Below are 25,871 nucleotides of genomic sequence, written 5' to 3' on the forward strand. Positions count from 1 at the left end.
GAGCTTTGTTTGCGTTTGCCACCTTACAAAGGTGCCCATTCTGCCAGTTGTTTGCTGCCCGGCACCCGGCGCAGTGTGATGACGCGTCCGCTAGCGTGTACGGAGGATTCAAGACGTGGGCTACAGCGAGCTTTCGATTCCGACGGACATCCCCTGGAAGCGACTGGCCGTTTCCGGTGACATGCTCGACCCCAGGCACGGCGATCTGCGCTTCCCGCGTAAGTGGGATACATCGATCGCGGCGTTTTATCACGAGCCCCCCGAAACGGACCCGGCGTACTGCCAGCGCCGCCTCACCTATATCAAGATCGTCTGCACGATCACGAATTATCAGCTGGCGGCCAACGACGTCACGATCCTGGATCGACTGCGCACTACCCCGATGCTGGCCGCGCCGTATCGCGAGTTCGAGCTTAATGCGACGCGCGCGTATCCCTGCCACGGAGCGCTGTTGCAGGTCGGTGTGTATCCCAACCCGGACGAGAACGTGCCGCTGCACGATTTTCCATACGTGGCCTCCATGCAGCCACGCAAGCGTGAGCTCTACGAAGTGGCGACTCAGTCCGGCGAAGTCGCCAGCCAGTCTGCCAACAAGCTCAATGTGATGAAAGGCGGTACGACCACCGGGACCACCGAAGATTACGACCTTGACATGGGCGGCGGCAGCGGCGGCCATAGCGGGGTGTTTGGACTGTGGTCGGAGCAGCACTCGAACGAGCAGAAACAAGTCGGCACCATCCAGCGCAACCAGACCCAGAACCAGAACGTATCGACGACCGACGCTTCGCGCGAACGCCGCGAGACGTATTCCTTCTCGACGAGCATCAATCAACTGCACACCTTGTTGCAAAGTTATCATCTGGGCACGAATCGCGTGATGTTCTTCATGCAGCCGGTGCCGCACATGCAGGATGCGAAGTTCAGTTTCGTGCGTGGCCTGCGGCGTATCGAAGGCGTGCAGGAGTTCTTTCTCATCATCAACCGTCCCGCGCGCGTGCCCGGCTTTTGCCTAGAAATAGCCCTGGAAACGGCGCACTTGTATGTGCGTCATGCTTATACGCCGAGACTGATCCCACTATCGGATGCGTATTCGCCCACGAATCTCGCCAAGACCGAGGAAGCGATCGGTTCTGCGGTCAAGGGAAATTCGGCGTATCAGCGGTATAGAGACTACCGCGACGCATGGAACTCGCTGTGGCCCTGGGAGCGCAAGACCGTAGCCAACCCGCAGTGGGACCCGTACGGAGCGAGCGACATCTGGTTGACGGCGGGCGAGGTGCCGGTGCGCCTCCCGGACATCGGCATCGAGGACGTGGCGCTCATCTACGAGCAATATGAAGCGCACACCGGCGAATTTTTCGTCAGCGGCCGGCGCTTCTGTGCTTGCTGGCTGCCGACACCGCATGAGCCGATCGAAGAAGAGCCTGACGAAGCAGGCGAGGAAGTGCACGAGCCCGATGAGCATTGCGAGGATTCCTCGCCCGCGAGCATTTCTACTTGCGACATCGCGCCCGGCTCGATCGTGTTCTCCGATTTGCTCGGTGGGGGCGGCTATACCCTTGCCGGCGCCAAGACGGCGCAGTTCTCCAACGGACTCACCGCCGATCTGAACCGGGCGTTGTCGTCGAGCCTGTTGTCCCCCGAGCGCAAGGCCTATGGACGCGGCTCGTTCTTCGAGACCGAATTCATGCTCGAAGAGCTGAGTGAGTTGGTGAGAAGGACAGCGCGCCTGGATACCGATATCTCCAACCTGAAAGCCTTCCGCGAAGGGCCGCGAGAACTACTGCGAAAATTCAAGGGCGCGGCCGTCCTGCGTGAGTTCGCCGGCATGACGACGGCGACCATGATGAGCACATTGAGTATGGATGCCGCATCGGCGCGACGGCTCAAGTGCGACGTGCTTCTCGAAGTGCTGGAGCAATCGGACGCGAGGCTGCCTCACACGGTCGATCGCGAGGAGGCTACGAGGGGAGTCGAAGATCGCGCGACGCGTGAGGCAAGGCTGATTGCCTCCGGACGTGGCGACGCCCGGCCACAGCGAGAAACCAAGAGGGCAACCGTTCGCAAACGACCGAAGAAGTCCCATCGGTGAGTCACGGCCGTGGCGTTCTGGCTCATCCTGATCAAAATCGTCAAAGCGTTGATGACGATCCGGAAGTACGCGGGCCTGCTGTCCGCGCTCTCCTCCGGCAAGCTGGTCGAAAGCATCTTCAGCGACCTGTTGATTGGCTACGCGCGCGACCACCTGGTGAAGGCCGGCATTCCCCTCGATCGGCTCGATTTCGAGGAGCAGGCGAAGCAATGGATTGAAAATGAACTGGACGGTGCGGCGGGCGATCTGAGCGAACATGCGATCGTCATCGCTCCAGGCGTGATCCGTGCGGCGCTCAAGGAAGAAATGCAACGCCTGCTCACGGGAAAATCGATGGGGAACGGTCTTGAGGCGACGCGCAATCAAGGCCGCTCCGGCGACCCCATCGTGCTGCACCGGGGCGAGTTCGAGCACGTCACGACTGATCTCTCGTTGAACGGCGCGGGCATCGATCTCGCGTTTCGTCGCACGTATCGCAGTGGCGCCGACTATCTCGGCCCGATCGGGCGCGGCTGGGATCATTCCTTCAATCTTCGATTGATCGAGAAGAACGAACACCTAGTGGCGCGCTTCACCGGCCGGCTCGGCCAGGATGTCTTTTACCGCCATCCGCGCTTCGGCCAGGCGCAGTACGGCTACTTTGCTCCGCCCAACGGGACGCATGACATCCTGGTTCCAACACCGACGGGATCGTTTCGCATCGAGCAACCGGGCGGAGGCAGCATCGCGTACGAGCGCTGCGGGCCGATGGAGCACCGGGCGATACTCATCAAGTCACCCGGCTCGCACGTACTGTCGCTGCAATATGACGCCGACGATCGCTTGACGCGCCTCGTCGCCAATAGTCCGGGCAGATATATCGACCTGAGCTATGACTCACTCGGACGCATCGCTGAGATTCGCGATCACACCGGCCGCAGTTGCGAGTACGAGTACGACGAAGGGGGCTTGTTGATATCCGCGCGCCAGGCTGTGGTGACCGAAGGCAAGTCGCGCGTCGACATGGAGCTGTACGAATACACGCTCGTCGGCCAATCGCGCCGCCTCGCTCGGATCTGCGACGAGGAAGGCGTGGTCATGGTTGAAAACGTCTACGACTGTCGCTCGACCTCGGAGACCCTTGGATATGTGATCGAGCAGACGCTCAAAGCTGGAAGATCGGTCTACTCATACGAGCCGTTGTCCGCGCCGTCTCCCACCCTCAGCTCGGTGGATGCGCCGACGTTGCGCGTATTCGAGTGGGGGCCGGATGGCCACGTCATCGAACGAATCTTCAACGAAGCTGGCAATGAACTGCTTCGGCGCGAGGACTACACAGACGGCGGCAGCCGGCGCACTGCGCTGTTTCGCAAGCGGTACAACAGCGACGGTGCGGTGATCGTCACCATGGACCCCGAAGGCGAGCTTGTGCAGTATCTGTACGGACGCGAGCAGGTCGATACCCAGGGTCTGTGGTCCGATGTGCCCAATCCCTTGCTGGATGCGACGGCGTCGCAACGCATGGCGTTTGGAAACAAGCTCTCGAGCGTGCATCGCGCGAAGCAGATCGAGCCGTTGCAGCTAGCGCTGGAGCAGGAGGAATGGCTGGCTCTGCTGCCGCCGCCCAAGCAACGGATGGACCCACAAGATGTCGTGTCGAAGTACCAGTATGCGGAGACAACTCAGCAACTGATCGCTCGGTCCGATCCGCAGCACACGGTATCGCCGGACCCATTGCACGTGGAATCGGCCCCGATGGGTACGCCGCTTTACGATCCCTCGCACGTGCTGGCGCTGAACTTTCGGCGTCACCTGACCACGTTTCACTTCGATAGCGACGGGGTCCTATTGCGAACAAACTATCCCGATCGAGCCGCGCCGGCATCTGCCCCCATCACCGAACAGGTATTGGCGCGGGACGCGAAGGGCCGTTCGCTGCAGATCGCGGATCGTCGCGGCTATGTCTCGTTTCATGAGCACTACCCGGAGAGCGGCTCGGCTCCTGCGAGCGAGATCTCTGGTTTCCTCAAGCGTCGCTTGTTGCCCCATCTGGACTGGCGGCTCGACGACAGCACTCCGGACATTCTGGAAATACGCAGCACCGGTGCGTGGGCTCGGAGCAATGCTGGTTTCGCCGGTTTGAATCCCACCGCACGGCTCGAGCTGCACCTGGAGGGCGTACGCATCGAGTTGTGGCAAACCCCGTCCGGCAGCGTTTCGAGTGCTCATTCGGCAGTGAACGTTGCGGTGGACGGCGTTGCACACGGAGTTTGGAATCAAGCGGTGAACGCGCGGTATGTCGTACAGCAATTGCCACGTGGCACTCATGTCGTGACGATCTCCACTGCTCAGCCGGGGAGCTTCACGGTAGGGCGAGTACAAACCCACGTTGCGGTCGACTACGAGGTCGATGCTCTGGGTCGAGTGGTTCGAGAGAGCGACGCGCGTGGCTGTCCGACGACACGAGTATTCGACTCGCTCGATCGGGAAGTCGTCGTTGAGCGCGGCCCGGCTGTATTGGCCACGACGCGGCGGTTGAGTTACGGCGCGTGGGGTGAGTTGCTGCGTGAGGATGTCACGTGGCGTGACAGCTCCGGGCAACCGATCGAAGGCGGCAACATTTCGACCATCTATGAGTACGATTTCCGTGGGTTGCTGGCGTGCGAGACCAAAGGTTCGACGCTTGGCCAGCGGCGTCGCACACAGCGTCGCTACGATCAACGTGGCCAGGTAAGCTCGACACGAAACGGTCGAGGCGTCGTTACGGGATACCGGCACGATGACCTTGGCCGTCGTGTTCAGACGACGCGCGCAGCGTGCTCGCCCGAGCAATCGACCCGAACTTATCGCTACGACAAAACGGGTCGAAAGCTGCTGGAACGCAGTGCCACTGGCGCCTGGACGATCATGGGCTATCGCGCCAACGGCACCATCGTGTCGGGCTACAACTCGCGTGGCTTGATCCGTGTCCAGACGGATCCGAACGGCCATCTATCCGTGACGCGGTTTGATTTGCGCGGCCAGGAGATCGTGGTCAGTCGCTTCGGTCGACGCACGGACGGCACCTATGAGCTCGTATCTCGTATAGAGACCATTCGCGATGAGCACGGTGACGCGGTCGAGAAGCGCGAGGCATTGCTGTCGACGCCCATTCCGACGGCCGACCCCATCGACGCTCCGGATGCGGAGCTCTTACTTGCGCTGGGCGGTGGAGCCGTGCCGCAGGCGATCACAACATTCGAGCTGGATGCCGATGGACGTGTCACCCGGACCGCGGGACCAGGAAGTGGTGTCATCGAACGTCGCTACGATCCTCAAGGCCGGTTGTGGGACGAGCGCTCACCCGATGGGCGCCGTACGGTTCGGATCTATGACGCGACCGGCAATGTCACTCGCATCTACGCATTTGAACCTGCTCATGCAGCGAGTGAAGGCGCATCGGCCACGGCCGTATTCATGGAAGAGTATGAGTACGATGCATTGAATCGGCTGCTGCTCACTCGGGACGCCTATGGCAACGAGCGACGTCATGAGTACGACTCCGCCGGCAATATCACGCTCGTGGAAACGCCAGATGGCATCGTTACGAGGTTCAAGCACAGCGCGTTCGGCGAAGAAACGGAGCGCGTTGAAAGTACGACTGCGACAACGCGCAAGCGCTACGATCGCTCAGGTAATCTCGTCACTGTGATCGACGCGCGGGGGAGTCGGTTTCGATATGTGCGCGATCGGCTGGATCGGCTCGTGGAGGAATTCAACGCTACGGCGGCGCTTCCGCACACGCTGCACGCGTATGATCGCGACGATCGCCTGATCAAGACTGTCGACCGCAACGGCACGATCCATACTCACACCTATGACGACGCCGGGCACCGGCTTCGCACCGAGTTCGACTGGTCGGCATCCTCTGTTACGCGAGCCGCGCTGGCCCCGTCCTATCTGACGTTCGAGTATGACGCGTTGGGGCGCATGATCTCTCATGACAATGATTGGGTCACCGTGCGCCTGGGAAGAGACTCGCGTGGCTTGGTACGTGAGGAAAGCGCCGCGCTGAGGCCAGCGACGGGCTTGCCACCGAATGCCTGGCAAATCGAGCAAACGTTCGATGTTGCGGGAAATCGAACTTCGCTCACTTATGCCTCCGGCCGAAGCGTCGGCTACACCCATGACGCCGCCTCGCGCGTGACCGAGATCCGCGATCTCACGACACCGTCGTTGCTGGCGACGTTCGAGTACGCAGGAAGGCGCTTGCGGCGGGCGAACTTTCCAGACGCGGACTCCACAGTTACGCTCAGTTACGACGGGCGCGCGCAGGTCGTGGATCGCAGCGTTCGCAATGACATCGACGGCTCCATCTCCTGGCGCAGCCAGACTCTGTTCGATCGAGCGGGACGAGTCGTGCTCGAGAACGCCATCGTGGAGGGTGGCGCCCGCTCGCGTTGTTTCGGATACGACGCACATGAGCGATTGACAAGTTATGCCGATCAACCGGTGAACTGGTTCGATCCAAACATCCTGGCGCCGCCTGCACGCCCGGTCGCTCCCGCTGCGTCTTCGGCACAGTCGAGCAGCGATGCGTTGCTAATTGGCGGACCGGCACTGGCGCCGGTGTATGAGTTCGATCTGGAAGGCAATCGCACGCAGACCGCGGAGCCGGGCGGACCCGCGTTCACGTCGAGTGTCGATGCGGACAATAGATACGCGACTGTCGGCAGCACGTCGTGGACGCACGACGACGAAGGCAATCTGCGGAGTGACGGGAACATCACCTTCACGTACGACGCTCAAGGAGCGCTGGTCGAGGAATTCACATCGCCTGGTGTCCGCAGCGTTGGACTGATTCGGGATGCGATGGGTCGCATCACAGCCGTGATGCTCGCGAACAGTGAAACCATTGTGTACGCCAGCAGCGATCGCGTGCCAATCGCGGAGATTCGCGCAGACGGACAGACGGAATTCACGCCCGGAAGACTAGCCGACGAACCTGTGCACGTTCGCAGTCCGGACCAGGACATTTGGATCGTGAACGACCGGCTACGCACACCACGCCTGCTGATTCGACGAGGCGCCGTGACTGCGGTTCAACCACTGAGCTTCCGACCTTTCGGTGCGCTGGAATCCATCGTCGTGCCGACGTTGTTCGACTATGCCGGGCTCCTGCGCATTCCAGGTTCTTCTCTACTGCACGCATTCGCGCGTGCGTATCGAGTCGATGTTGGACGATTCATCCAGCAAGACCCAGCCGGCACGATCGACGGGATGAATCGGTACGTTTATGCGCGCAACAACCCGCTGCAGCTCTTCGATCCGCTGGGATGGCAGTCCTTCAGTCCGTCGGATGAGCGCTTGTTCACCTACATGGAGCGTATTGCCGCGGAGCTCGGCCTCGATCCCGCGCATGCGAACCTATCGACGAGCGCCGCCGGGTCGAACAAGCATCTCGAATTCCAGTCGTCCATGTTCGCGCCGGGCAGCGCGCTCTCGGGGGAGGACGCGCAGCGGCTGGCCCCGGAGGTATGGGTGAACGAGGAGGGCGTCATTACGAAAGTGAACGCCTATCCCAACGGCGCACCGAAGGGAACTCGGACCATCGATGTGGCTATCGTGAAGCAAAACATTCCAGGCGGCCGCGATTCCATCGTCGGCATGAAAGCCTCGGACGCGCTCGACTATGCGGTCGATTACAAGACCGGCAATGCGGAGCTGAAGGGCAGGCGTGCGCTGGAAAAACTGATCGGCGACAAGCCCGTTGTCAAACTCAACGAACGAGGCGGATTGCGCATGGCCTTGCACAGCCGCATAGCGCGACTGGCGGAATGGCAGTTGGCGAAGAAGATGCTGAAAAAGAAGGCCGTCAAGAAAGGGCTGAAACTAATTCCCAAAGCACTGCCTATCGTCGGCGCGTTGTTCACCTATTCGACCGCGGAAGGCAGTCAGGGCGAGAAGGTGGCGAGGGCGGTCGCCGGCGAAATTGGGATTGGGCCAATCGATCTGGAAACGGTGTATGACGCCGGCAAGTTGTGGTACGAGTACGACGAGCAGCTGCGAGAAGAAGACCCCGAAGCCTACAATGAGCGGGCGGAGCACCAGTCCAGCGTCGACTACACCATGTTTCCGAATTGAGTCGTCGCCGACCAGATTACGGATCCACCGCCCGCGTGATCTAACCGGCGCCGCCGTGCATCCAAGCGCCGTCCCGTGACGTATCACTCCCGAGACGTGTTCAACGAACCGTAACACTGCGAGCCTACGATGCTCTGCTCGCACCGGCGGCCGATGAACAAAGAACGGATATGGCCTATCCGGCGCCTCAAAGTCGCTGTTTTTTTCGATAGCGGGCCCGCCGGGCGCATTCGTACGCTCTAACGTATGACGTTTGTCTCAAGGATACGAGGCGTCGGAACTTTACCGGCGGGCGGATTCGGTCTCTTTCGATGTCGGAGTGAGCACATGGTAGCGCCGAGTGTTCGACGTTTCGGGCGACTGGGATTCGGCCTGATGGCGCTGCCCGTGATGAGTTTCGCGGGCGGCATTCCCACGACGGTCATCGACGAAGTCGTCGTCACCGGTCGCTTGGAACACCTGCAGGCAACGCCGGTGTCCGCAAGCCAGGGCGTCGTGACCGACGAACAACTGGCTCTTCGCCCCGTGCTGCGCACCGGCGAGTTGATGGAGGTGGTGCCGGGCCTCATCGTCACTCAGCACAGCGGTGACGGCAAAGCCAACCAGTACTTTCTGCGCGGTTTCAACCTCGATCACGGTACCGATCTCGCGACGAGTGTCGACGGCGTGCCGGTGAACATGCCGACGCACGGTCATGGGCAGGGCTACACCGATATCAACTTCGTCATTCCGGAGCTCGTGCAATCCATTGAATATCGCAAAGGAACCTACTACGCCGAGACTGGGAATTTCTCCGCGGCCGGCGCGGTGAATATGCGCTATCGGCGCAAGGTTGACGCGCCTCTGTTCGTCGTGGAAGGCGGCGAGGACAACTACATGCGCGGCGTCGCGGCCGCATCCCCGAAAGTTGCGGGTGGCACACTGCTGGTTGGCCTGGAGTACGCACACATCGATGGCCCATGGGTGCTCGATGAAAACTACGACAAGTGCAATGGTCTGCTCCGATACAGCCACGATACGGGCGGCGACGGACAGCTCAGCATTACCGCTCAAGCATATGAAGGGGATTGGAGATCGACGGATCAAGTCCCACTGCGCGCGGTACGCTCGGGTGAGATCGACCGCTTCGGCTTTATCGATCCGACGAGCGGTGGATCCACGCACCGCTATGGTCTCACGGCGGAATGGAGTGGATCACTCGGCGAAGGCGTCGCGAGCGGGTTGATCTATGCCATCGACTACGACCTCGATCTGATCTCGAACTTCTCCTATTTCACCGACGCCGGTAATGGCGACCAGTTCGAACAAGTCGACGAGCGTCGCATCTATGGCGGCAGTTGGGAGTGGCGACGCCCATTCGATTGGCAGGGTCGTGAGCAGGAGTTCGCCGCTGGGGTGCAAGTTCGTCACGACGACATCGGCAAGGTCGGGCTCTATCGCACCATCGCGCGCGAACGATTTGACACTGTGCGCGAAGACGCCGTAAAGCAAAGCGGCTACGCCGTCTACTCGAGCCTCGACACTCGTTGGACTGACTACCTGCGCACGACAGTGGGCCTGCGCGCGGATCACTTCGATTTCAATGTCGATGCCGATCTTGCTGCGAATTCCGGCAGCGCCAGCGATTCCCTGGTGAGCCCGAAGTTCGCAGTGGTGCTGGGGCCGTGGAGTAAGACGGAGTTCTTCTTCGACGTCGGCCAAGGTTTCCACAGCAATGACGCGCGAGGCACAACGATTCGTGTCGATCCTGCTGACGGCGTCACGCCCGCGGAGCGCGTCAATCCTTTGGTGAAAGCCATCGGTACGGATGTGGGGTTGAGAACTGCGATCGTGCCGAACACACAGTTCAGCGTCGCGCTGTGGAGTCTCAAACTGGATTCCGAGTTGCTGTTCCTCGGCGATGCGGGCACGACCGAGGCAAGCCGACAGAGCGAGCGCCGTGGCGTGGAAGTCGCGGCGCTCTGGAATCCGATTCAGTGGTTGATCGTCGATGCCGATCTCGCCTGGTCGCGCGCACGGTTCACTGATGAGGATGACGCTGGCGATCGGATCCCCGGCGCCGTCGAGAGCGTCGCCTCATTGGGTGTTGCGATCGATCATCCGAGCGGCTGGTTTGGGGGCGCGCGCTTCCGCCATTTCGGTAAGGCACCCCTGATCGAGGACAGCAGCGTTCGTTCCGAACCGACTACGCTGGTGAACGTCGAAGCGGGCTATCGATTCGCGAAGCGCTACAAGATCAGTGCTGCGGTTTACAACGTGTTCGACAGTAAGGATAGCGACATCACATACTTCTACGAGTCGCAGCTGGCGAATGAAAGCGAGCCGGTGGAGGACATTCACTTCCATCCGGTCGAGCCTCGCACGGTTCGATTGACGCTCAGCGCGACCTTCTAGGTATCGTGGGCATCGCGATTCGCTGCGCTGATGTGCGCAGACGGTCGACGAGCACGGGAGTCTCTTGGGCGCCAAGCCAATTGCAGACTCGGCGCCACCGGGTGGACCGCGCCTTAGACTTTTGGACCTTTTCGCCCAAAGCTAATGGCTGCAACGAGTCCCGTAAGGAGCAGCACTATCGTCCCTGGCTCGGGAACGGATACGGGTGGTTTGTCTTTGTCCTTCTTGTACCAGCCCTTGTGCTGCCCGTTCTTGCCCTGCCCCTCTTTATCGCCGGCATGACTCGCGGTTGAAGCCAAGCTCAATGCCGCAAGTGCGACCGCAGTTGTGTAAGTAAGCCAACGGCTCCGCATGCTGCTCATGATGGATCTCCCCTTACGGTTGTACCGCGGTGACTGTGCAGCTGATGGACGGGCCATCATCGCTCATGGATGATTTCATTTGTATCCGAAACTCTCTGATGTCGACGCTCCTTACATTTTCTAGCTGGTTGGTTGCACCACGACAATGGACAGGACCGCGTTGACACAGAGGTCTGGAGAAATCACATACGCGCTGCAGATATCGAGAGTGCTCATTCCATCTTTCGGCGCTTGCGCCTTGCAGGGCCTTCGTCACTACTACCAACCAGCGAAGCGCGAGTATCTGCCAACGCAAGCTGGATCAGTTCTCTTGCCGCCCGGGCCGCGCGATCCCCATCCTTGTCGACGATTGCTGCGTAGAGCTTCCTGTGATCGGGAATCGCGTCGCGCGGCGGCTCGTGCGATCGATATTTGAAATACGTGGTCCAGTGGATCGCGGCGCAGATCGACGCTGAGAGCGTCATCAATGCCTGGTTGCCTGTTGCTTCGAGTATCGCCTCGTGAAAGCGCTCATCTGCCGCCCGACCTTCGGCGGATGCCAGTCCACGACCCGCCATCTCGTCGAGGGCTTCGGCCATTGACGTAAGTTGCTGCGCTGTGCGGCGGCCCGCTGCGAGTTCGGCAGCGTGCGGCTCGAGAATACCTCGCAGCTCGAACAGTTCCTGGATGAAGCTCAAGCTGGGACCGCTGTCGAAGGCCCAGCGCAAGACATCGGGATCGAGGATCTGCCAGCGGCGTCGATCGGTCACGTGCGTGCCAAGGTGCGGGCGACTCTCCACCAGCCCTTTGGCTACCAGCATGCGCACGGCCTCTCGGTACGCAGTTCGAGAGATACCGAAGTCGACGGAGGCATTCATTTCCTTCGGCAACAAAGAACCGACGGCTCGTCGGCCGCACAGAATGGACGAGCCGAGCTCGCCCGCGATTCTTCGGTGCACGGATGAAGCCGGTATGGCGGCGTGCATCGACCCGGTGAGGTCGGATAGGGGAGCTGCCCACTCGGGCTCTACTCGTTGAATGTTTCTGGGCCTGCGCATGTGAGTGTCGAGCTCATAGGGAGACAGCGCTGGCGATCAGATTGAACCGTGGCCATCGCGCGCATCCGGGGACCCGGATGCGCCAATAAACTATAGCTCAACTATAAAAACGATTGCACATATCAAAGCGTACGAATTTCGTCATCTTCATCGGTGACGAATGTTTCTGATCGATGTCTGTCATTCGTGAAATAAATTGCGCGAATCTGCGCGGCGGGGGTGGGGCCGCCCGGCAACGCCGGGCGGCCATTCCCTGCAGATGATCGTTACATCACATCCGAGTGCGCAGGCCGAGTGTCACCAGGCGGCCGACGGGGTTCGATACGAAGCCGTTGTAGCCCCAGCCAGCGGCATTGCCGAAGATGCCGCTGGTGTTGCCGTTGTAGAAGGAGGGTTCTTCATCCGTGACATTGCGCACATCGAGCGAGACGATCCAGCCTTTGAACCTGCTTGCGTCGCCGAACATATATTGCGCGTGCAGGTCGAACGTATTGGCGGCGTCGACATCGTCGCCGCCGCCAACCGGCACGCCACTCTGGACGATGATCGGATTGACGCTGCTGGAGGACCAGTTCTTGTAACCTCCCGTATGATTCCAGAACACGTCGGCCGAGAAGCCGTTCAGTTCCATGCCGACCTGGGCGCGGTGCTTGAAGCGGATCGAGGGGAACGTCGTGTTGAATCCGGAGGTGTCGAGGATGTCGAACTCGGTGCCGCCGCCGAAATTCTGCGTGTACTTCGTGAAGTACGAAGCCGAATCGCCAACCGTGAAATCGATGTTGCCGATCGAGAAATCATACATGAAGGTGTAATCGATACCTTCCAGCAGCAGATTGAGTGCGTTACGCGAGCTCTGGTCGATCATGTAATACACCACCGGCGGCACCGCGCCGTTGATGCTTGCGCCGTTCGCGACATTGGCGAACTCGAGGATCTGCTGTTCGGTGCAGCCGCTCGGGCAGATGGTCAGCAAATCGTTCAGACCGCGGCTGTTGACGATAGCCGTGGGGCTCGGCGAGCTGACGCCGCCGATGAATTTATTGTGGAAGAACGTCACGGCGCTGGTGAACCCAGGCAGCCACTCGGGAGCGAAATCGACACCGAAGGACCAGCTGCGTCCCTTCTGCGGGACCATATTGCTGAAGCCGCCGCCGAGTTGACGGCGCATGGCGAGATTGCCCTGGCCGATCGTGCAGACATCCGAGGAGGCGGTGCAGGGTGTGTTGGTGTTCTGGACCACGGCGCCAGGCACGTTCACGACATCGGGATAGTTCGCCACCGGAACATTGATGGTGCCGGTGGGCCCCACGCTGCCTGACGCGTACAGATAACCTTGCGATGGATCGCCTATCACGGCGAGCGGTGGGGCGACGAATGCGCTTGCATAGTTGCCGCGCACGCGGAAGCTTGGTGTGAGGTCCCAGTTGAACGCATATTTGGGATTCTTGGTGTCGCCCACGTCGGAGTATTCGTCGTAACGACCCGAAATGTTCAGATCGAACTGGTGCACGAACGGGATGCCCATCTCGGATGAGATCACCGGCAGCAGCACCTCGGCGAACGCAGATTTGACGTTGCGGTCGTAGTTATAAACGCGGAAGGTCGAGCCGGTGGTCGTCGGGCCCGTGTTGTTGCTGCCCGAGATCTTTTGCGTCTGCTCGTGCCAGAAATATTCCGCACCCACCGCAACTTTGACTTGGCCCGCCGGCAGGTCGAACACCGGACCTTGGAACGTGAGTCGCGTCTGGTTCGTGGTGTTGAAGTTCGTGTTCTCGGTGTTGGCGGAGTACAGCTGGCGCAGCACCGCGGGCGATGTGAGGTTCGAGCCCAGCGGACTCCAGACGTCGAGCGCGTTGCTCGTCGTGAGTGGCATATTGAGGGCGACGACATTCTGGCCGGCGATGTTCGACGCCGTGGGGTTGCCGTTTGCTTGTGCCGTACCGTTGAGGGCAAGCAGCGCGCAGGCGGTACAGAAAGTATTGATGGCATTGCCTGCGGAACGATTCCACCCCAGCCCGTCCTCGAGCGAGACGGACCAGTCATTGCCGAGCTCGTAAGAGATGTTGAGCGTGGCATACGCAACGTCGGCTTGTGTTTCAGCAGTGCCGTAGTCGCCATCCTCGCGCAGGGCGAGCCATGTGACGCTTTCGCGCGTCGCATTCGGGGCGCCCGCAGGTGCTCTGAAGAACGGATTCTGTTGACCGAGCACGCCTTGGCCGGGCCCGAATGCGGTGGCGCTGGTCAGACCGCCGGGCGCCTGCGCGAACTCGGAGCGCTGCCTGTTGAAGTTCACCATGCCGATCACGGTCAGGCGGTCGCTGAACTCATTCACGATCTTCATCAACCCGTTCAATCGATACTGTTCCGGCACGAGCGTGGCGTAGAGGGAGTTGTTGCAAGGAGCGTTGCTCGGTGTGTTGGAAACAGTTGCCGTCGCGTCCGGTGAAAGGAACACGCCCGAGGGCGCGACGCCGCTCGACACTCCCGTCACCGTCATGGTGGAAGGGCTGCACTGAAAGCTGTTGTTGTTCGAGCCGACGGGCCGATAGTCGCCGCGGCTGGTGAAGGGTCGATCCCGCGCCATCAGCTCGCTCGAATTGTTGTATTGACTGGCGAAGTACACCCCGCCGGTTTCCCAGGTGTGGCCCCAGATCATGTTCAGATCCAGATTGTCGTAGCCGTCGGCAAAGCCGTAAGCAACATTGCTTTCGAAGCCGTCGAACGTGCGGCGAGTGATGAAGTTGACGACGCCCGCGACTGCATCGGAGCCATAGACGGACGAGGCGCCGTCGGCGAGGACTTCTACGCGCTGGATTGCCGAGATCGGAATGATGTTCGGGTCGGATTGATTGAATTGCGTGCCGCCGCCGGGAATACGCAGTCCGTCGGCGACGACCAGCGTGGTGTTGGACGAGGAGCCGGCCAGGCTGTGAATCTGCGGAGAGTAGTAGGAGAAGACGTTTTCGCCCTGCGCGAGCGAGCCCGAAGTGGATATTGCCGGTACCGTGTTGACCAGACTCGACAGGTTGATCGCGGCGGTTTTCTCGATCGTGTCCTGGCCTACGGCAACCATGTTGGAGCCGACAGGCACTGCACCGCGAATGCTCGAGCCGGTGACGAGCACCGTCTCGAGCTCGCCAAGTTCGCTGCCCGCCGTTGGCGTGGCCTGGTCCGAAGTCTGCTCCTGAGCAATTGCCGGGCCGGTCGATATCGCTGCGGCAGTGAGCGCCGCAAGGACCGAGGCCCGGAGTGAGCGAGATGCTGGCATGATCGAGTCCCCCTAAATGAACGTTGTTGTGAGTCCTTGAGTGAGGGGCGCCTCCAGACGCCCTGCCGAAGCGCTTGTGTTCAGTGGGCTTCCGGAGCCTGGAAGTTGTGCATTCCATCCGGGCGTGGATTGATGGCGAGGCGGGTAGCCATGCCATTGCCGCCGAAGCTGGCGCGGTGCCAGCGGCCTTGGGGCGCGTAAACTACGTCGCCCGGCTCGGCGGTGAAGAAGGGAACGCCTTCGATCAAATAATCGATCTTGCCTTCCAGGATCAGCCAGAACTCGGAATAGCCGATGTGAAAATGGCCGAGGTTGGTGGCGGGCGGCGCTGCTTGGCCCGGGCCGCGAATCATGTTGGCAAAGGTCTTGTCGTCCTTGACGAAAGGTCCGCCGCGACCGTTGGCGTTGACGACGTCCTTGGTGAAATCGAGGTGCGGCTTGTTGATTTCGTCGTAAGCGCCGCGGCCGGTGTAAGTCACCTTCATATACGTCTTGCCGTCGAGCGGGGCCGGCGTTTCATCGATCGGATAGAGCGGCACGGCTTGCGCGCCCCTGACCTCGAAGCGCAGCGAAGGCTCGGAGCCCTCGGTCTCGATGCTGTATGGAACGCGGTAGGGCACCTGCACCATGAAGCCTCGGGTTGCGACGAAGGGCTCCTGGCCGTCGATGCTCACGCGCATGCGACCTGACTGCACGATCCAGAAGACCCGGTCGTCCGCAAAGAACTGCCGCTTGGTCTTCTCGCCGGGCGCCATGCTGATATAGCGCGCGATGAAATCCCGGTCGCTGACGATGTCTTCCTGCCAGCTGCGCTGACCGGAATGTTTCGCGAGCACTTCGGAGAGTTGCCAGTGGGGCTTGTTGGGCGCCGTCCAGGGTGTTGCCTCTACCGGCTTCGCCGACCACGCCACAATGGGTTGCGGCCGCTGTGGCGGCGAGGACTGTTGTGCCAGCGCGCCACTGGCGCAGATCAATGGGCCGGCCAGCAGGCAGGCGAGCTGCTGGATGACGGATCGGTCGAACATTCTCATGGCATCTCCGTTTCTAAACTCAGCGTTGATAGAGCGGCATGGTGCCAGAGGTGCGCAGAGCAAGTTTGTAGATGCTCGAGGAAGCGGTGATGTAGGCCACCTTGCCTTGCTCGGCGAACGCGAGATTCGCGGCCACTTCAGGCAACACCAGTTGTCCGAGCACTTTTCCGCGAGGTGTGATGATGCGAATGCCGCCCGGGCCGGTCGTCCATACGTTGCCCGCGCTGTCGACTTTGAGACCGTCCGGTCCGCCGGGCCGGCGCTCGTCAGGAGCGTATTTGATGAGCGCGCGTGCATTGCTGAGGGCCCCGTCGGCGCCGACGTCATACGCGTTGACGAATCGCTCGGGCCCGAAGTTCGCGACGTACAGTGTCTTGCCATTCGGCGAGAAGGCAAGGCCGTTCGGCAACGGCAGATCTTTGATCATCGCTTCGAGCTTGCCGTTGGCGTACCTATAGACGGCGTTGAACGGCAGCTCCTTCGCAGGATCTTTGTCCATGCCCGACAGGCCGAACGGTGGATCGGTGAACCACAGCGCACCGTCCGGTGCAAAGACCAGGTCGTTCGGGCTGTTGAGTTTCTTGCCCTGATAGCGATCCAGCAGGGTGCTTGGCTGGAGCTGCGCGTTGAGACGAACGATCTTGCGTCCACCTTGCTGTACCAGTAGCACCGAGCCGTCCTTATCGGTGGCCATGGCGTTCGAGCCGAGATACGAGTCGGCGGGAAATGGATCGAGGCCGCCAGCGCGCTCGATCAGCAGCTCGACTTTGCCGCTGCGATCGACCGCAAACACTTTGTTGTCGCGCAGATCGGAGAACCACAACCGGCCCTCGCGCCACATCGGGCCTTCGGTGAACTTGAAGCCGGTTGCGACACGCTCGATCGTCGTTCCTGGCGCGATGACGGTGTCGAGCGCCGGGTCCATCCGCTCGATACGCGTCGTTACTGTGTCGGCGGCGGCAGCGCCGACGGCCACGGCGCTCAGCAGCAGCGCAAGCCCTGTGTGACGAAGTAAATTCATTGTGTGTCTCGCTCAAACAGCGTCGGTGAGCAGCACCAGATAGCCTTTGTCGGCGACGGTGTTCTCGATCATCGGCCAATATTTGACGTGATCGGCGGAGGCGATCCATTGCTGGCGCAGCTCTTCGCTCTCGTACGTCAGTTGAAAGCGATAGTTGATGCTCTTTGCCGGCGCCGGTCCGCCCTGAATCACTTTGCGCAGCTTGAGCATCTTCAAATCGACATAGCCGCGGTGCTTCTGCGCGACCGGTTTGAAATGGTTGTGATAGGCATCGAGCATTTCCTGCTCGCGGGCAGGATCGATGGCCAGATCGCAATAAAGAACGATGGGCTTCTTCGTTTCGCCTGAGGAGCTCGCAGCTCGAGCGAGAGGATTGGCCGCGGCGGCGGTGCCTGCGCTAAACCATGCGAGAGATTGCAGCCAACGTCGTCGGTTCATAGAGACTCCTCGTTCATTACTTGGATGCCGATTGCTGTTGAGTGTCCGCGGACTCGGGCGCGGCGACGGAGAAGTTCTGCGACAGATACTCCTCGATGATCTGCATTTCTTCCGGCGTTACTTCGGCGCCGCGCGCCGCCATCAGATCCATGACCTCTGCCCACTGCTGCGGCGTCTTGCGCTTGCTGCTGATCATGTAGATGTCGTGGCAGCTGATGCAGCTGCGCTGAATGAGCTCCAGACCAGGGCCGGCCGGCGGCTCGCCGGGCGCTTGCTCGGCGCACAGCGGCGCACTGGCGAGGATCGAGGCGAAGAGTGTGAGCCTGGCGAGGCTTGTCGAACGGAACATGGGTGACTTCACTTATGGGAGTGCGAACGTGGTGACCGTGTCGCTCTCGACCGCATTGCCGGCGAAGCCGCCCGTGTTCACAGCGGCAACGAATTGCTTGCCGCTCTTGCCCTGATACGTGATCGGTGTGCCGTAGATCGATGCGGGCAACTTGAAGGTCCACAGTTCAGCACCAGTGCGCGTGTCGAACGCGCGGATGCGGCTGTCGTCCGTGGCTCCGATGAAGGTCAATCCGCTGGCAGTGAGGATCGGGCCGCCAGCGCTGATGCGGCCAGTGTTCTTCAGGTGCTCGGGCAAGTTGTCGCTGACGCCCAAAGTCGAGCGCCACGCAATGTTTCCTGTGTTGACGTCCACGGCGACGAGGCTGCCCCAGGGCGGTTGCTGACAGGGCAGGCGCGTCTCGTGGTTCCAGAAGTAGACGTAACCATCTTTCAATCCCCACGAGCCGTCGGGTCGCTTCGCGAGCTGCTGCGGGCTGGCCAGCTCGTTGATGTTCACGACGAAGTAGCCGAGCCGGGCGTCGAATGCGCCGCCGCCCCAATCGATACCGCCGAGACTGCCGGGAAAGCTCGCAACAGCGGAGTCGCCGCGCAGCGGCTGAAAGGCGCGGCTCTCGACAATGTTCTTTTCGCGGATCAATTGCTCGCAGAACGCGCGGTGCTCCGGAGTGAGATTGGCCAGATCCGACATCTTGAATCCCAGGCGCGCGAGCGGCGGCGGCGCAACGGGCATCGGCTGCGTGGGCCAGGGTGTTTCATCCGGAATATCCGTTTCCGTAGGCACCGGCGCTTCTTTGATCTCGTAGATGGGCTGGCCGCTGACGCGGTCGAGCAGAAACAGCATGGCGGTCTTGTTCATGACGGCGATGGCGGGAATCGTCTTGCCATTCTTCTTCACATCCACGAGCGTGGCGGCCGGCAGATCGAGATCCCAGATATCGTGGTGTACGGTCTGGAAGTGCCAGAGGTATTTGCCCGTGGCCGCCTCAACCGCGACGATGGAATTGCTGAACAGGTTGGCGCCTTTGCGATCGCCGCCCCAGCGGTCGAAAGCGGGTGCGCCCACGGGCAAGTACACGATGCCTCGCTCGGCATCGAGCACCAGCGAAGTCCATACATTCACGCCGGAACGCTTCTTCCAGCTGTCGCCTTCCCAGGTGTCGTGGCCGAATTCACCAGGGCGGGGCACAGTGTGAAACGTCCACACGAGCTCGCCGGTGCGCGCATCCCAAGCACGCACGTCGCCGGCAGCGCCCAGCGATGGCGTTTCTTGTACGCGTGAGCCGGTGATGACGAGATTCTTATAAGTGAGCGGTGGCGAGCTCATGCCCAAGGAGGCGCGTGGCGCGCCATTCATGACCTCGGGAGTCTTCATGTCTACAAGCCCGTCCTTACCGAAGCTCGGGATGAGCTTGCCCGTCGCCGCGGACAGCTTGATGAGCTTGCCGCTGCGCGTGCCGAAGAAGATTGCGGGCTCCGCGTCGGATACCCCCGGCCAGTATTCGACACCGCGAGTCGAGGGCTGATCGTGATTGGGCAATTCGTACACCCAGAGCTCGCGCCCGTTCTCCGGATCCAGTGCGACGACTCGTCCATACGGCGTCGATAGAAACATCCGGCCGTTCACGACCAGGGGCGTCGCCTCGGAAGGAATGAAGCGGCTGCGACGCACGGGTATTTCGTCGCCGGCGTCGCTCGATGGTGGCAGCGGCGCAGGCGTCGGGGTCGCACTGGGCGGCTTCATGTGGTACGTCCAGGCGACCTGCAACTTGGAAACATTTGCCGGTGTGATTTGATCGAGCGGCGAGAAGCGCGCGCCGCCCGCATCACGATGATAGGTAGGCCAGTCCGTCGAGACTGGCGTGCTGGTGCACGCGGTCATCAGGGCGCCAGCGGCGGCGATGACGATCGTTCGCTTCATTGTTGCTTCCGAGGAGGACGAGGCTGATTGAGTAGGGCGGTCTTGGCGGCCATGTCGCGCGCGACGCCGACGATCATGAGCTCCAGCGGAGCCGCGCTTTCATTGCTAATGGATTTCAATTGACCAACGTCGACCGCAATGGCATCGCCACTGCGAATGCTGGCGCGCTCGGCAGCCACGGTTGCTGTGCCGGACCCGGAGATCACGTAGTAGACCTCGCTCATGTCCGCCAGGCTCTCAGGCCCGACGCTCGTGCCGGGCGGCAGCAGGAGGTGGTCGACGTAAGACCAGGTGGTGAAGAACACGCTGGGTTCGAGCGCGCGACGATAGTGCACGCGGCCTTTACCGCCGTGCATCGCATCGATGGGCTTCAACAGATCGCGATCAAGTCGCATCGAGATGAACTGGGGCACCGGGTCGAGCGACGCGCCGACGCGCGCATCGCCGAGATCGAAAGCATCGTAGGTCTTCGAGGCGCCTACATTGATGTTCAACCACTGAATGGGTCGATCGGTGGGGTTGTAGATCGCGTGCGAGTGGCCCTGTCGATTGGGCGCGCCGGCGGGACCTTTAATAAGAGAGGTTCGTCCGTCGATCGTGAACTCGGCCTCGCCATCGAGGATGACGAACATCTCTTCGCAGTAGTTGTGAAAGTGCTGGCCGATGCCGCTGCGCGGCTGGATCACTCCGCGATGGAGAAAAATGAAGTTGGTGGCGAGCGCGTCAGTCCCGAGCAGCACGCCGAAATCCATCGACCCGGCGCCGCCGTGTACACCCGTCAGGGAGCGAAAGGTGGTCGGATCTGTGTGCGCGATCCGCCGCTCCAGCGACGTGCTGGTCGCGGGCTGCGGTGTATCGGCCGCGAAGGTCGCGGCGGATACGAGCAACGATGCAATGAAGGCCCGGCTGGTCACGCGCTCTTCCCCCTCGCTACGAATCTACGTCCGCAGCGTTGTTGTCCCATACCATATCCGATAGCATATACGATATGACGGCCACAGCAACAAAAGTCCGACAACTGGTCCGGCCGACTGTGGTGCCGGTGCGCTTCTTACTGGTGTTCGTGCTGTTTCTTCTCAGCACGGTCGCCTTTCTGGACCGGACCAACATTTCCATTGCCGGTGTCGCGCTTGCGCAGGAGTACGGCCTGAGCCAGGTTCAACTGGGCTGGGTGTTCAGTGCGTTCCTGATCGGTTATGCGGGATTTCAGATTCCCGCGGGTTGGCTCGCGGTGCGCCTGGGGCCAAGGAACATCCTGACCCTCGGAGTCCTGTGGTGGGGCGTGTTCACGGCGCTGACTGCGATTGTTTCACCCACCGCGGGTCACGCCTTGCTTGCGCTCATTCTGGTGCGCTTCGGCTTGGGCGTTGGCGAATCGGTCGTTTATCCCGCCGCCAACCAGTTCGTGGCTCGTTGGATCCCGGTGCAGGAGCGCGGCAAGGCCAATGGTTGGATTTTTGCCGGTGTTGGCGCGGGCGCGGGCCTCACACCTCCGATCTTGAATGCGATCATCGAATCATATGGCTGGCGCGCGTCCTTCTGGTTCTGCGCCATCATCGGATGTATCGCAGGGCTGCTCTGGTATGTCGCCGCTCGCGACCGTCCTGAGGAACATCCGCGCGTTTCCGATGCGGAGCTCGAGCAGATTCGAGCGGGCATCGACGCCGCCGGCCCGACGGCGCGACCGCCGATTCCCTGGCGGCGTATTTTCGCCAACCGTGATGTGTGGGCGCTCACGATCAGCTACTTCACGTTCGGCTACGTGGTGTGGATTTTTTTCAGCTGGTTCTTTATCTATCTGGCCGAAGCGCGCGGGTTGAACCTCAAGACCAGTGCGCTCTACAGCATGTTGCCCTTCATCGCCATGACGATCTGCTGTCTGCTGGGTGGCGTGATCAACGATGCTTTGGTCAAACGCCATGGCTTGCGATGGGGCCGGTGCGGTTTGCCGGTGGTTGCGTTGCTGTTGACCGCGATATTTTTGGCCTTGGGGTCGATGGCCGATAGTGCCGGCGTAGCGACCGTGATCCTGGCCGGCGGCGCCGGCGCCATCTATCTCTCGCAGAGCGCATACTGGTCGGTGACTGCAGACTTTGCCGGGCCGCATGCCGGAGTGGTGGCTGGCGTGATGAACATGGGATGTCAGGTGGGCGGGGCCATCACCGCATCGCTGACGCCTTGGATCGCCGCCGGGCTCGGATGGAAATCTGCCTTCTTCGTGGCAGCGGCGCTCGCCGTGATCGGCGCCTTTGCGTGGCTGCTGGTCGATCCGACGCGGCGCCTTGACGAACATCGCTTAGTGACATGAGACGGACGTGAATACATCGACTCAGAACGAGAAGGCGGGCCTGCCCCTGGCGGGGATCCGCGTGCTGGATATCACGCAAGTGATGGCGGGGCCCTTCTGCTGCATGTTGTTGGGGGACATGGGGGCCGATGTCATCAAGATCGAGCCGCCAAAGGTGGGCGATTCCACGCGTCACTCGATGGGATTTCGTTTGAAAGGCGAGGACAGCCCGGGCTTTCTCGCGCTCAATCGCAACAAGCGAAGTATCGCTCTGGATCTGAAGAATCCCGCGGATCGTGACGTGCTGTACGCGCTCGTCAAGACCGCAGACGTGCTCGTTGAGAATGCGCGCCCGGGCGTCGCAGCTCGTCTCGGCATGGGTTACGAAACGCTGTCGGCACTGAATCCGCGGCTGGTGTACGCGAGCATTTCGGGATTCGGTCAGACGGGTCCGTGGGCGCAACGTCCTGGATTCGACTTGATTGCGCAAGCGATGTCCGGCGCATTGAGCGCCACCGGATTGCCCGGCTCCGAGCCGGTCAAGAACGGTATTCCAGTGGCAGATCTTGGCGCGGGCTTGTTTGCTACCTACGGCATTCTGAGTGCGCTCATGGGCAGAGAAAAATCCGGCCGCGGCCAGTTCATCGACGCCTCGCTGCTGGAAGCCGCGCTGGGATTGTCCGTGTGGGAGACCACCGAATTCTGGGGCACCGGCAAATCCCCGCAACCGATCGGCAGTGCGAATCGCATGTCCGCGCCGTATCAAGCCGTGCAGGCCTCCGATGGCTACTTCGTCATCGGTGCGGCCAATCAGAAGCTCTGGCTCACTTTCCTCGAGGTGGTGCAGCGGCCGGAGCTGAGCTCGGATGCGCGATTTGTCACCAATGCCTTGCGAGTCACCAACCGCATCGACTTGATCGAGGAGTTGCGGCCGACGCTGGCGCGACGCACGGTGCACGAATGGGTCGAATCGCTGTTGGCTGCCGGCGTGCCGGCGGGCCCGATCTACAACTACGAACAGGCTCTCGCGAGCGACCACGTGGCTGCGCGCGAGATGGTCATGAATATTCCACACCCGGTCGAAGGCTCGTTCCGCGCGCTGGGGTTCCCGGTCAAAATGCGCGGCACCCCGCAGCAGGTGCGCCATGCGCCACCGTTGCTCGACCAGCATGGCGATGAGATTCGTCGCGAGCTGATCGAGAAGGGCCTGCTGCAGTCTTCCGGGCAAGAGGCAGTCGCGCGATGAGTGAAGCCAGGCTGGTCTACGAAAAACGCGACGCCGTCGCTCGGATCTCGTTCGACAATCCGACGGCGCACAACGCATTGACGCATCAGATGTGGTGCGACCTGCGCGATGTTTGCAAGCAGATTGCGCAAGATCCAAGCATTCGCGCCGTGACCTTCCGCGGCGTCGGTGGCAAGGCGTTCATCTCCGGTACGGATATCAGTGGCTTCGTCGGATTCACCTCGGGGCGCGACGGCATCGAATACGAACGACACATCGATGAGTGCATGGCTGCGGTCGACGCGCTGCCGGTGACCACCATCGCGATCATCGAAGGCTGGGCCGTAGGCGGCGGGTTGAACATCTTCAGCGCTGCCGACATTCGCATTGCCACTCCCGATGCGCGCTTTGCTTCGCCGCTGGGGCGCACCATCGGCAACTGTCTGTCGATGAGCAGCTGCGCCCGCATCGCTGGCGCGATCGGCATCACCATGGCCAAGCGAATGTTGTTGCTAGGAGAAGTGATCTCCGCTCAGGAAATGATGAGCAGGGGAGTGCTGTACAACCTGGTCGATGCCGGCGGGCTGGATGCCGCCGTGGAGGCGGTTTGTCAGCGTGCGGTTTCGAATGCGCCCCTGACGACTCGCGCCAGCAAGGAGATGATTCGTCGACTGACCGCCGCGAACCTGCCGAACATCGATGATCTGATCGAGCAGGTGTACGGCAGCGAAGACTTCAAGCGCGGCGTACAGAACTTCGTCGCGAAGAACAAAGGTGTGCCGCAATGGAGCGGCAAGTGAGAGTACTGGATGGCGGCCCTCATGAGGCCGCCAACGTCAGTTTGTAATCACCACTCGACGGCGATGTACTTGGCTTCGGTGAACTCACGAATGCCGTGATGTGAGCCTTCGCGTCCGAGGCCGCTCTGTTTCACGCCGCCGAAGGGAGCGGCCGCGTCCGACACCAGGCCGCGGTTGAGCGCGATCATGCCGCTCTCGAGCCGCTCGGCGATGCGCAGCCCGGTCTTTAGATCTCCCGTGTAGAGATACGCAACCAGCCCGTACTCGGTGTCATTCGCAAGCGCGATCGCTTCATCAATCGAATCGAAGGGCATGAGTACGGCGACCGGGCCGAAGATCTCCTGTTTGAGGATCTCCGAACCTGCAGGAACGTCGCTCAACACGGTTGGCGGATAAAAGAATCCTGGCCGTGACGGCGTGGCGCCGCCCAACAGCACGCGTGCGCCTCGCTTCACAGCGTCCGCGACCAGCGACTCGATCTTGGCCACCGCCGCCTGATTGATGAGTGCGCCGCAGCCGCTGTCTGGCGAGCAGCCATCGCCGAGCTTGACGGCTGCCATCTTGGCCACCAGCTGCTTGCTGAATTCTTCGTAGACGCCGCGCTGGACATAGAAACGATTCGCCGCGGTACAGGCTTCGCCGCCGTTACGCATTTTCGCGATCATCGCGCCTGCGATGGCGTCTGCAATGTTGGCATCGTTCAGCACCAGAAACGGCGCGTTGCCGCCCAGTTCCATGGAGCAGTTGACGATGGTGTCGGCGGCTTCGCGCAGCAGGAGCCGGCCCACTTCGGTGGATCCCGTAAAGGAAAGTTTCCGAATCCTGCCCTCGTGCAGCAGGGCTTTCACCACCGCCGCCGGCTCGCTGGTCGTGATCACGTTCACCACGCCCGGCGGAATGCCGGCGTCCAACATGATCTGGGCAACGGCGTACGCGGTGAGCGGTGTTTCTTCTGCGGGCTTGAGGATACAAGTGCAGCCCGCGGCGAGCGCCGGCGCGATCTTGCGAGTGGCCATCGCAGCTGGAAAGTTCCAAGGAGTGATCAACAGCGAGATGCCGATCGGCTGATACATCACCACGATCCGGTTGGCGCCGCTGGGTGCGGTGCTGATTTCGCCTTCCAGGCGCACGGCTTCTTCGGCGTACCACCGGAAGAACTCCGCGGCGTACAGCACTTCGCTCTTTGCATCCGCGAGCGCCTTGCCGTTTTCGAGCGAGATCAGTTGAGCCAGCCATTCGCTATTGGCGACCATCCGTTCGAAACACGAGCGCAACAACTCGGCGCGCTTTCTCGGTGGCGTCGCGGCCCAGGCGGGCGCAGCTCGCGACGCGGCTTCGATCGATTCGATTCCATCCTTGATCGTGGCATCCGCGACCGAAGCGAGCACTTCGCCGGTCGAGGGATTGATGACATCGATGCGCTGGCCTTCAGCGCCACCGCGCCAGCGATCGCCAATCAACAGATCCGTGGGAATCGCGCGTCCCGGCTGGGCAGAAGAGGAGGGCAGTAGATAGTTGTTCGTGGATTTCATGGCAGGAGAGTTC

General features: G+C 61.3%; 16 protein-coding genes. 6 read left to right on the forward strand and 10 right to left on the reverse strand.

Going from position 1 to position 25,871, the window contains the following annotated elements:
- Window positions 1-115: 115 nt before the first annotated feature.
- The 3 genes from EK373_RS27155 (at window position 116) to EK373_RS27165 (ending at window position 10,588) form a co-directional block, all read left to right on the forward strand.
- On the forward strand, window positions 116-2,092 hold the full coding sequence (locus tag EK373_RS27155) for a hypothetical protein (RefSeq protein WP_129647652.1): 1,977 nt from the start codon (window positions 116-118) through the stop codon (window positions 2,090-2,092).
- Window positions 2,093-2,101: 9 nt separating this feature from the next.
- Window positions 2,102-8,194, forward strand: coding sequence for an RHS repeat-associated core domain-containing protein (locus EK373_RS27160; RefSeq protein WP_129647654.1), 6,093 nt, complete (start codon window positions 2,102-2,104; stop codon window positions 8,192-8,194).
- Between the two features lie 327 nt (window positions 8,195-8,521).
- Window positions 8,522-10,588 carry a TonB-dependent receptor gene (locus EK373_RS27165; RefSeq protein WP_129647656.1) on the forward strand — a complete coding sequence of 689 codons (2,067 nt, stop codon included), beginning with the start codon at window positions 8,522-8,524 and terminating at the stop codon, window positions 10,586-10,588.
- 113 nt (window positions 10,589-10,701) lie between these two features.
- Here the strand turns inward: EK373_RS27165 and EK373_RS34450 are convergent, their stop codons facing one another.
- The 9 genes from EK373_RS34450 to EK373_RS27210 all read right to left on the reverse strand — a co-directional run bounded on the left by EK373_RS34450 (window position 10,702) and on the right by EK373_RS27210 (window position 20,928).
- The gene (locus EK373_RS34450) at window positions 10,702-11,010 is read right to left on the reverse strand and encodes a PEP-CTERM sorting domain-containing protein (RefSeq protein WP_129647659.1); all 309 of its coding nucleotides are present in this window, start codon (window positions 11,008-11,010) and stop codon (window positions 10,702-10,704) included.
- A gap of 152 nt (window positions 11,011-11,162) precedes the next feature.
- Complete coding sequence (locus EK373_RS27175) at window positions 11,163-11,888, reverse strand: FadR/GntR family transcriptional regulator (protein ID WP_198683683.1); 726 nt, start codon at window positions 11,886-11,888, stop codon at window positions 11,163-11,165.
- Window positions 11,889-12,258: 370 nt separating this feature from the next.
- Window positions 12,259-15,255, reverse strand: a complete 2,997-nt coding sequence (locus EK373_RS27180) for a TonB-dependent receptor domain-containing protein (RefSeq protein WP_129647661.1) — start codon at window positions 15,253-15,255, stop codon at window positions 12,259-12,261.
- Window positions 15,256-15,335: 80 nt separating this feature from the next.
- Entirely contained in the window at window positions 15,336-16,286 is a 951-nt protein-coding gene (locus EK373_RS27185) for a cupin domain-containing protein (RefSeq protein WP_198683684.1), read from the reverse strand.
- A 19-nt stretch (window positions 16,287-16,305) separates the two neighbouring features.
- A complete protein-coding gene (locus EK373_RS27190; RefSeq protein ID WP_129647663.1) occupies window positions 16,306-17,307 on the reverse strand; it encodes an SMP-30/gluconolactonase/LRE family protein in 1,002 nt (333 codons plus the stop codon).
- 12 nt (window positions 17,308-17,319) lie between these two features.
- A complete protein-coding gene (locus tag EK373_RS27195) occupies window positions 17,320-17,745 on the reverse strand; it encodes a hypothetical protein (protein ID WP_129647665.1) in 426 nt (141 codons plus the stop codon).
- Window positions 17,746-17,761: 16 nt separating this feature from the next.
- On the reverse strand, window positions 17,762-18,094 hold the full coding sequence (locus tag EK373_RS27200; RefSeq protein ID WP_129647668.1) for a hypothetical protein: 333 nt from the start codon (window positions 18,092-18,094) through the stop codon (window positions 17,762-17,764).
- Window positions 18,095-18,106: 12 nt separating this feature from the next.
- Entirely contained in the window at window positions 18,107-20,014 is a 1,908-nt protein-coding gene (locus tag EK373_RS27205; RefSeq protein ID WP_129647670.1) for a pyrroloquinoline quinone-dependent dehydrogenase, read from the reverse strand.
- A complete protein-coding gene (locus EK373_RS27210; RefSeq protein WP_198683685.1) occupies window positions 20,011-20,928 on the reverse strand; it encodes a cupin domain-containing protein in 918 nt (305 codons plus the stop codon). Before EK373_RS27210 ends, EK373_RS27205 begins: the two co-directional genes overlap by 4 nt.
- Window positions 20,929-21,002: 74 nt before the next feature.
- On the opposite strand from EK373_RS27210, the gene EK373_RS27215 reads away from it, so the two are divergent.
- The 3 genes from EK373_RS27215 to EK373_RS27225 are packed head-to-tail and all read left to right on the forward strand — an operon-like array spanning window position 21,003 to window position 24,326.
- A complete protein-coding gene (locus EK373_RS27215) occupies window positions 21,003-22,322 on the forward strand; it encodes an MFS transporter (protein ID WP_129647672.1) in 1,320 nt (439 codons plus the stop codon).
- 7 nt (window positions 22,323-22,329) lie between these two features.
- Window positions 22,330-23,547: a CaiB/BaiF CoA transferase family protein gene (locus EK373_RS27220; RefSeq protein WP_198683686.1), complete on the forward strand. Its 1,218-nt coding sequence runs from the start codon at window positions 22,330-22,332 to the stop codon at window positions 23,545-23,547.
- Window positions 23,544-24,326 (forward strand): enoyl-CoA hydratase, encoded by a 783-nt coding sequence (locus EK373_RS27225; protein WP_129647674.1) that lies wholly within the window; start codon window positions 23,544-23,546, stop codon window positions 24,324-24,326. The genes EK373_RS27220 and EK373_RS27225 overlap by 4 nt, the downstream gene beginning before the upstream one ends.
- A 47-nt stretch (window positions 24,327-24,373) precedes the next feature.
- On the opposite strand, the gene EK373_RS27230 is transcribed toward EK373_RS27225, so the two are convergent.
- On the reverse strand, window positions 24,374-25,858 hold the full coding sequence (locus tag EK373_RS27230) for an NAD-dependent succinate-semialdehyde dehydrogenase (RefSeq protein WP_129647676.1): 1,485 nt from the start codon (window positions 25,856-25,858) through the stop codon (window positions 24,374-24,376).
- Between the last annotated feature and the right edge of the window lie 13 nt (window positions 25,859-25,871).

Origin of the sequence: Peristeroidobacter agariperforans (genome assembly GCF_004138335.1) — a bacterium.
Lineage (GTDB): Bacteria > Pseudomonadota > Gammaproteobacteria > Steroidobacterales > Steroidobacteraceae > Steroidobacter > Steroidobacter agariperforans.

Excerpts from the sequence above, each read along its gene's own strand:
- EK373_RS27230 (WP_129647676.1), bottom strand. The coding sequence starts at position 25,858 with ATGAAATCCACGAACAACTATCTACTGCCCTCCTCTTCTGCCCAGCCG.
- EK373_RS27180 (WP_129647661.1), bottom strand. The coding sequence starts at position 15,255 with ATGCCAGCATCTCGCTCACTCCGGGCCTCGGTCCTTGCGGCGCTCACT.
- EK373_RS27195 (WP_129647665.1), bottom strand. The coding sequence starts at position 17,745 with ATGAACCGACGACGTTGGCTGCAATCTCTCGCATGGTTTAGCGCAGGC.
- EK373_RS27185 (WP_198683684.1), bottom strand. The coding sequence starts at position 16,286 with ATGAGAATGTTCGACCGATCCGTCATCCAGCAGCTCGCCTGCCTGCTG.
- EK373_RS27205 (WP_129647670.1), bottom strand. The coding sequence starts at position 20,014 with ATGAAGCGAACGATCGTCATCGCCGCCGCTGGCGCCCTGATGACCGCG.
- EK373_RS27225 (WP_129647674.1), top strand. The coding sequence starts at position 23,544 with ATGAGTGAAGCCAGGCTGGTCTACGAAAAACGCGACGCCGTCGCTCGG.
- EK373_RS27190 (WP_129647663.1), bottom strand. The coding sequence starts at position 17,307 with ATGAATTTACTTCGTCACACAGGGCTTGCGCTGCTGCTGAGCGCCGTG.
- EK373_RS27165 (WP_129647656.1), top strand. The coding sequence starts at position 8,522 with ATGGTAGCGCCGAGTGTTCGACGTTTCGGGCGACTGGGATTCGGCCTG.
- EK373_RS34450 (WP_129647659.1), bottom strand. The coding sequence starts at position 11,010 with ATGATGGCCCGTCCATCAGCTGCACAGTCACCGCGGTACAACCGTAAG.
- EK373_RS27200 (WP_129647668.1), bottom strand. The coding sequence starts at position 18,094 with ATGTTCCGTTCGACAAGCCTCGCCAGGCTCACACTCTTCGCCTCGATC.
- EK373_RS27215 (WP_129647672.1), top strand. The coding sequence starts at position 21,003 with ATGACGGCCACAGCAACAAAAGTCCGACAACTGGTCCGGCCGACTGTG.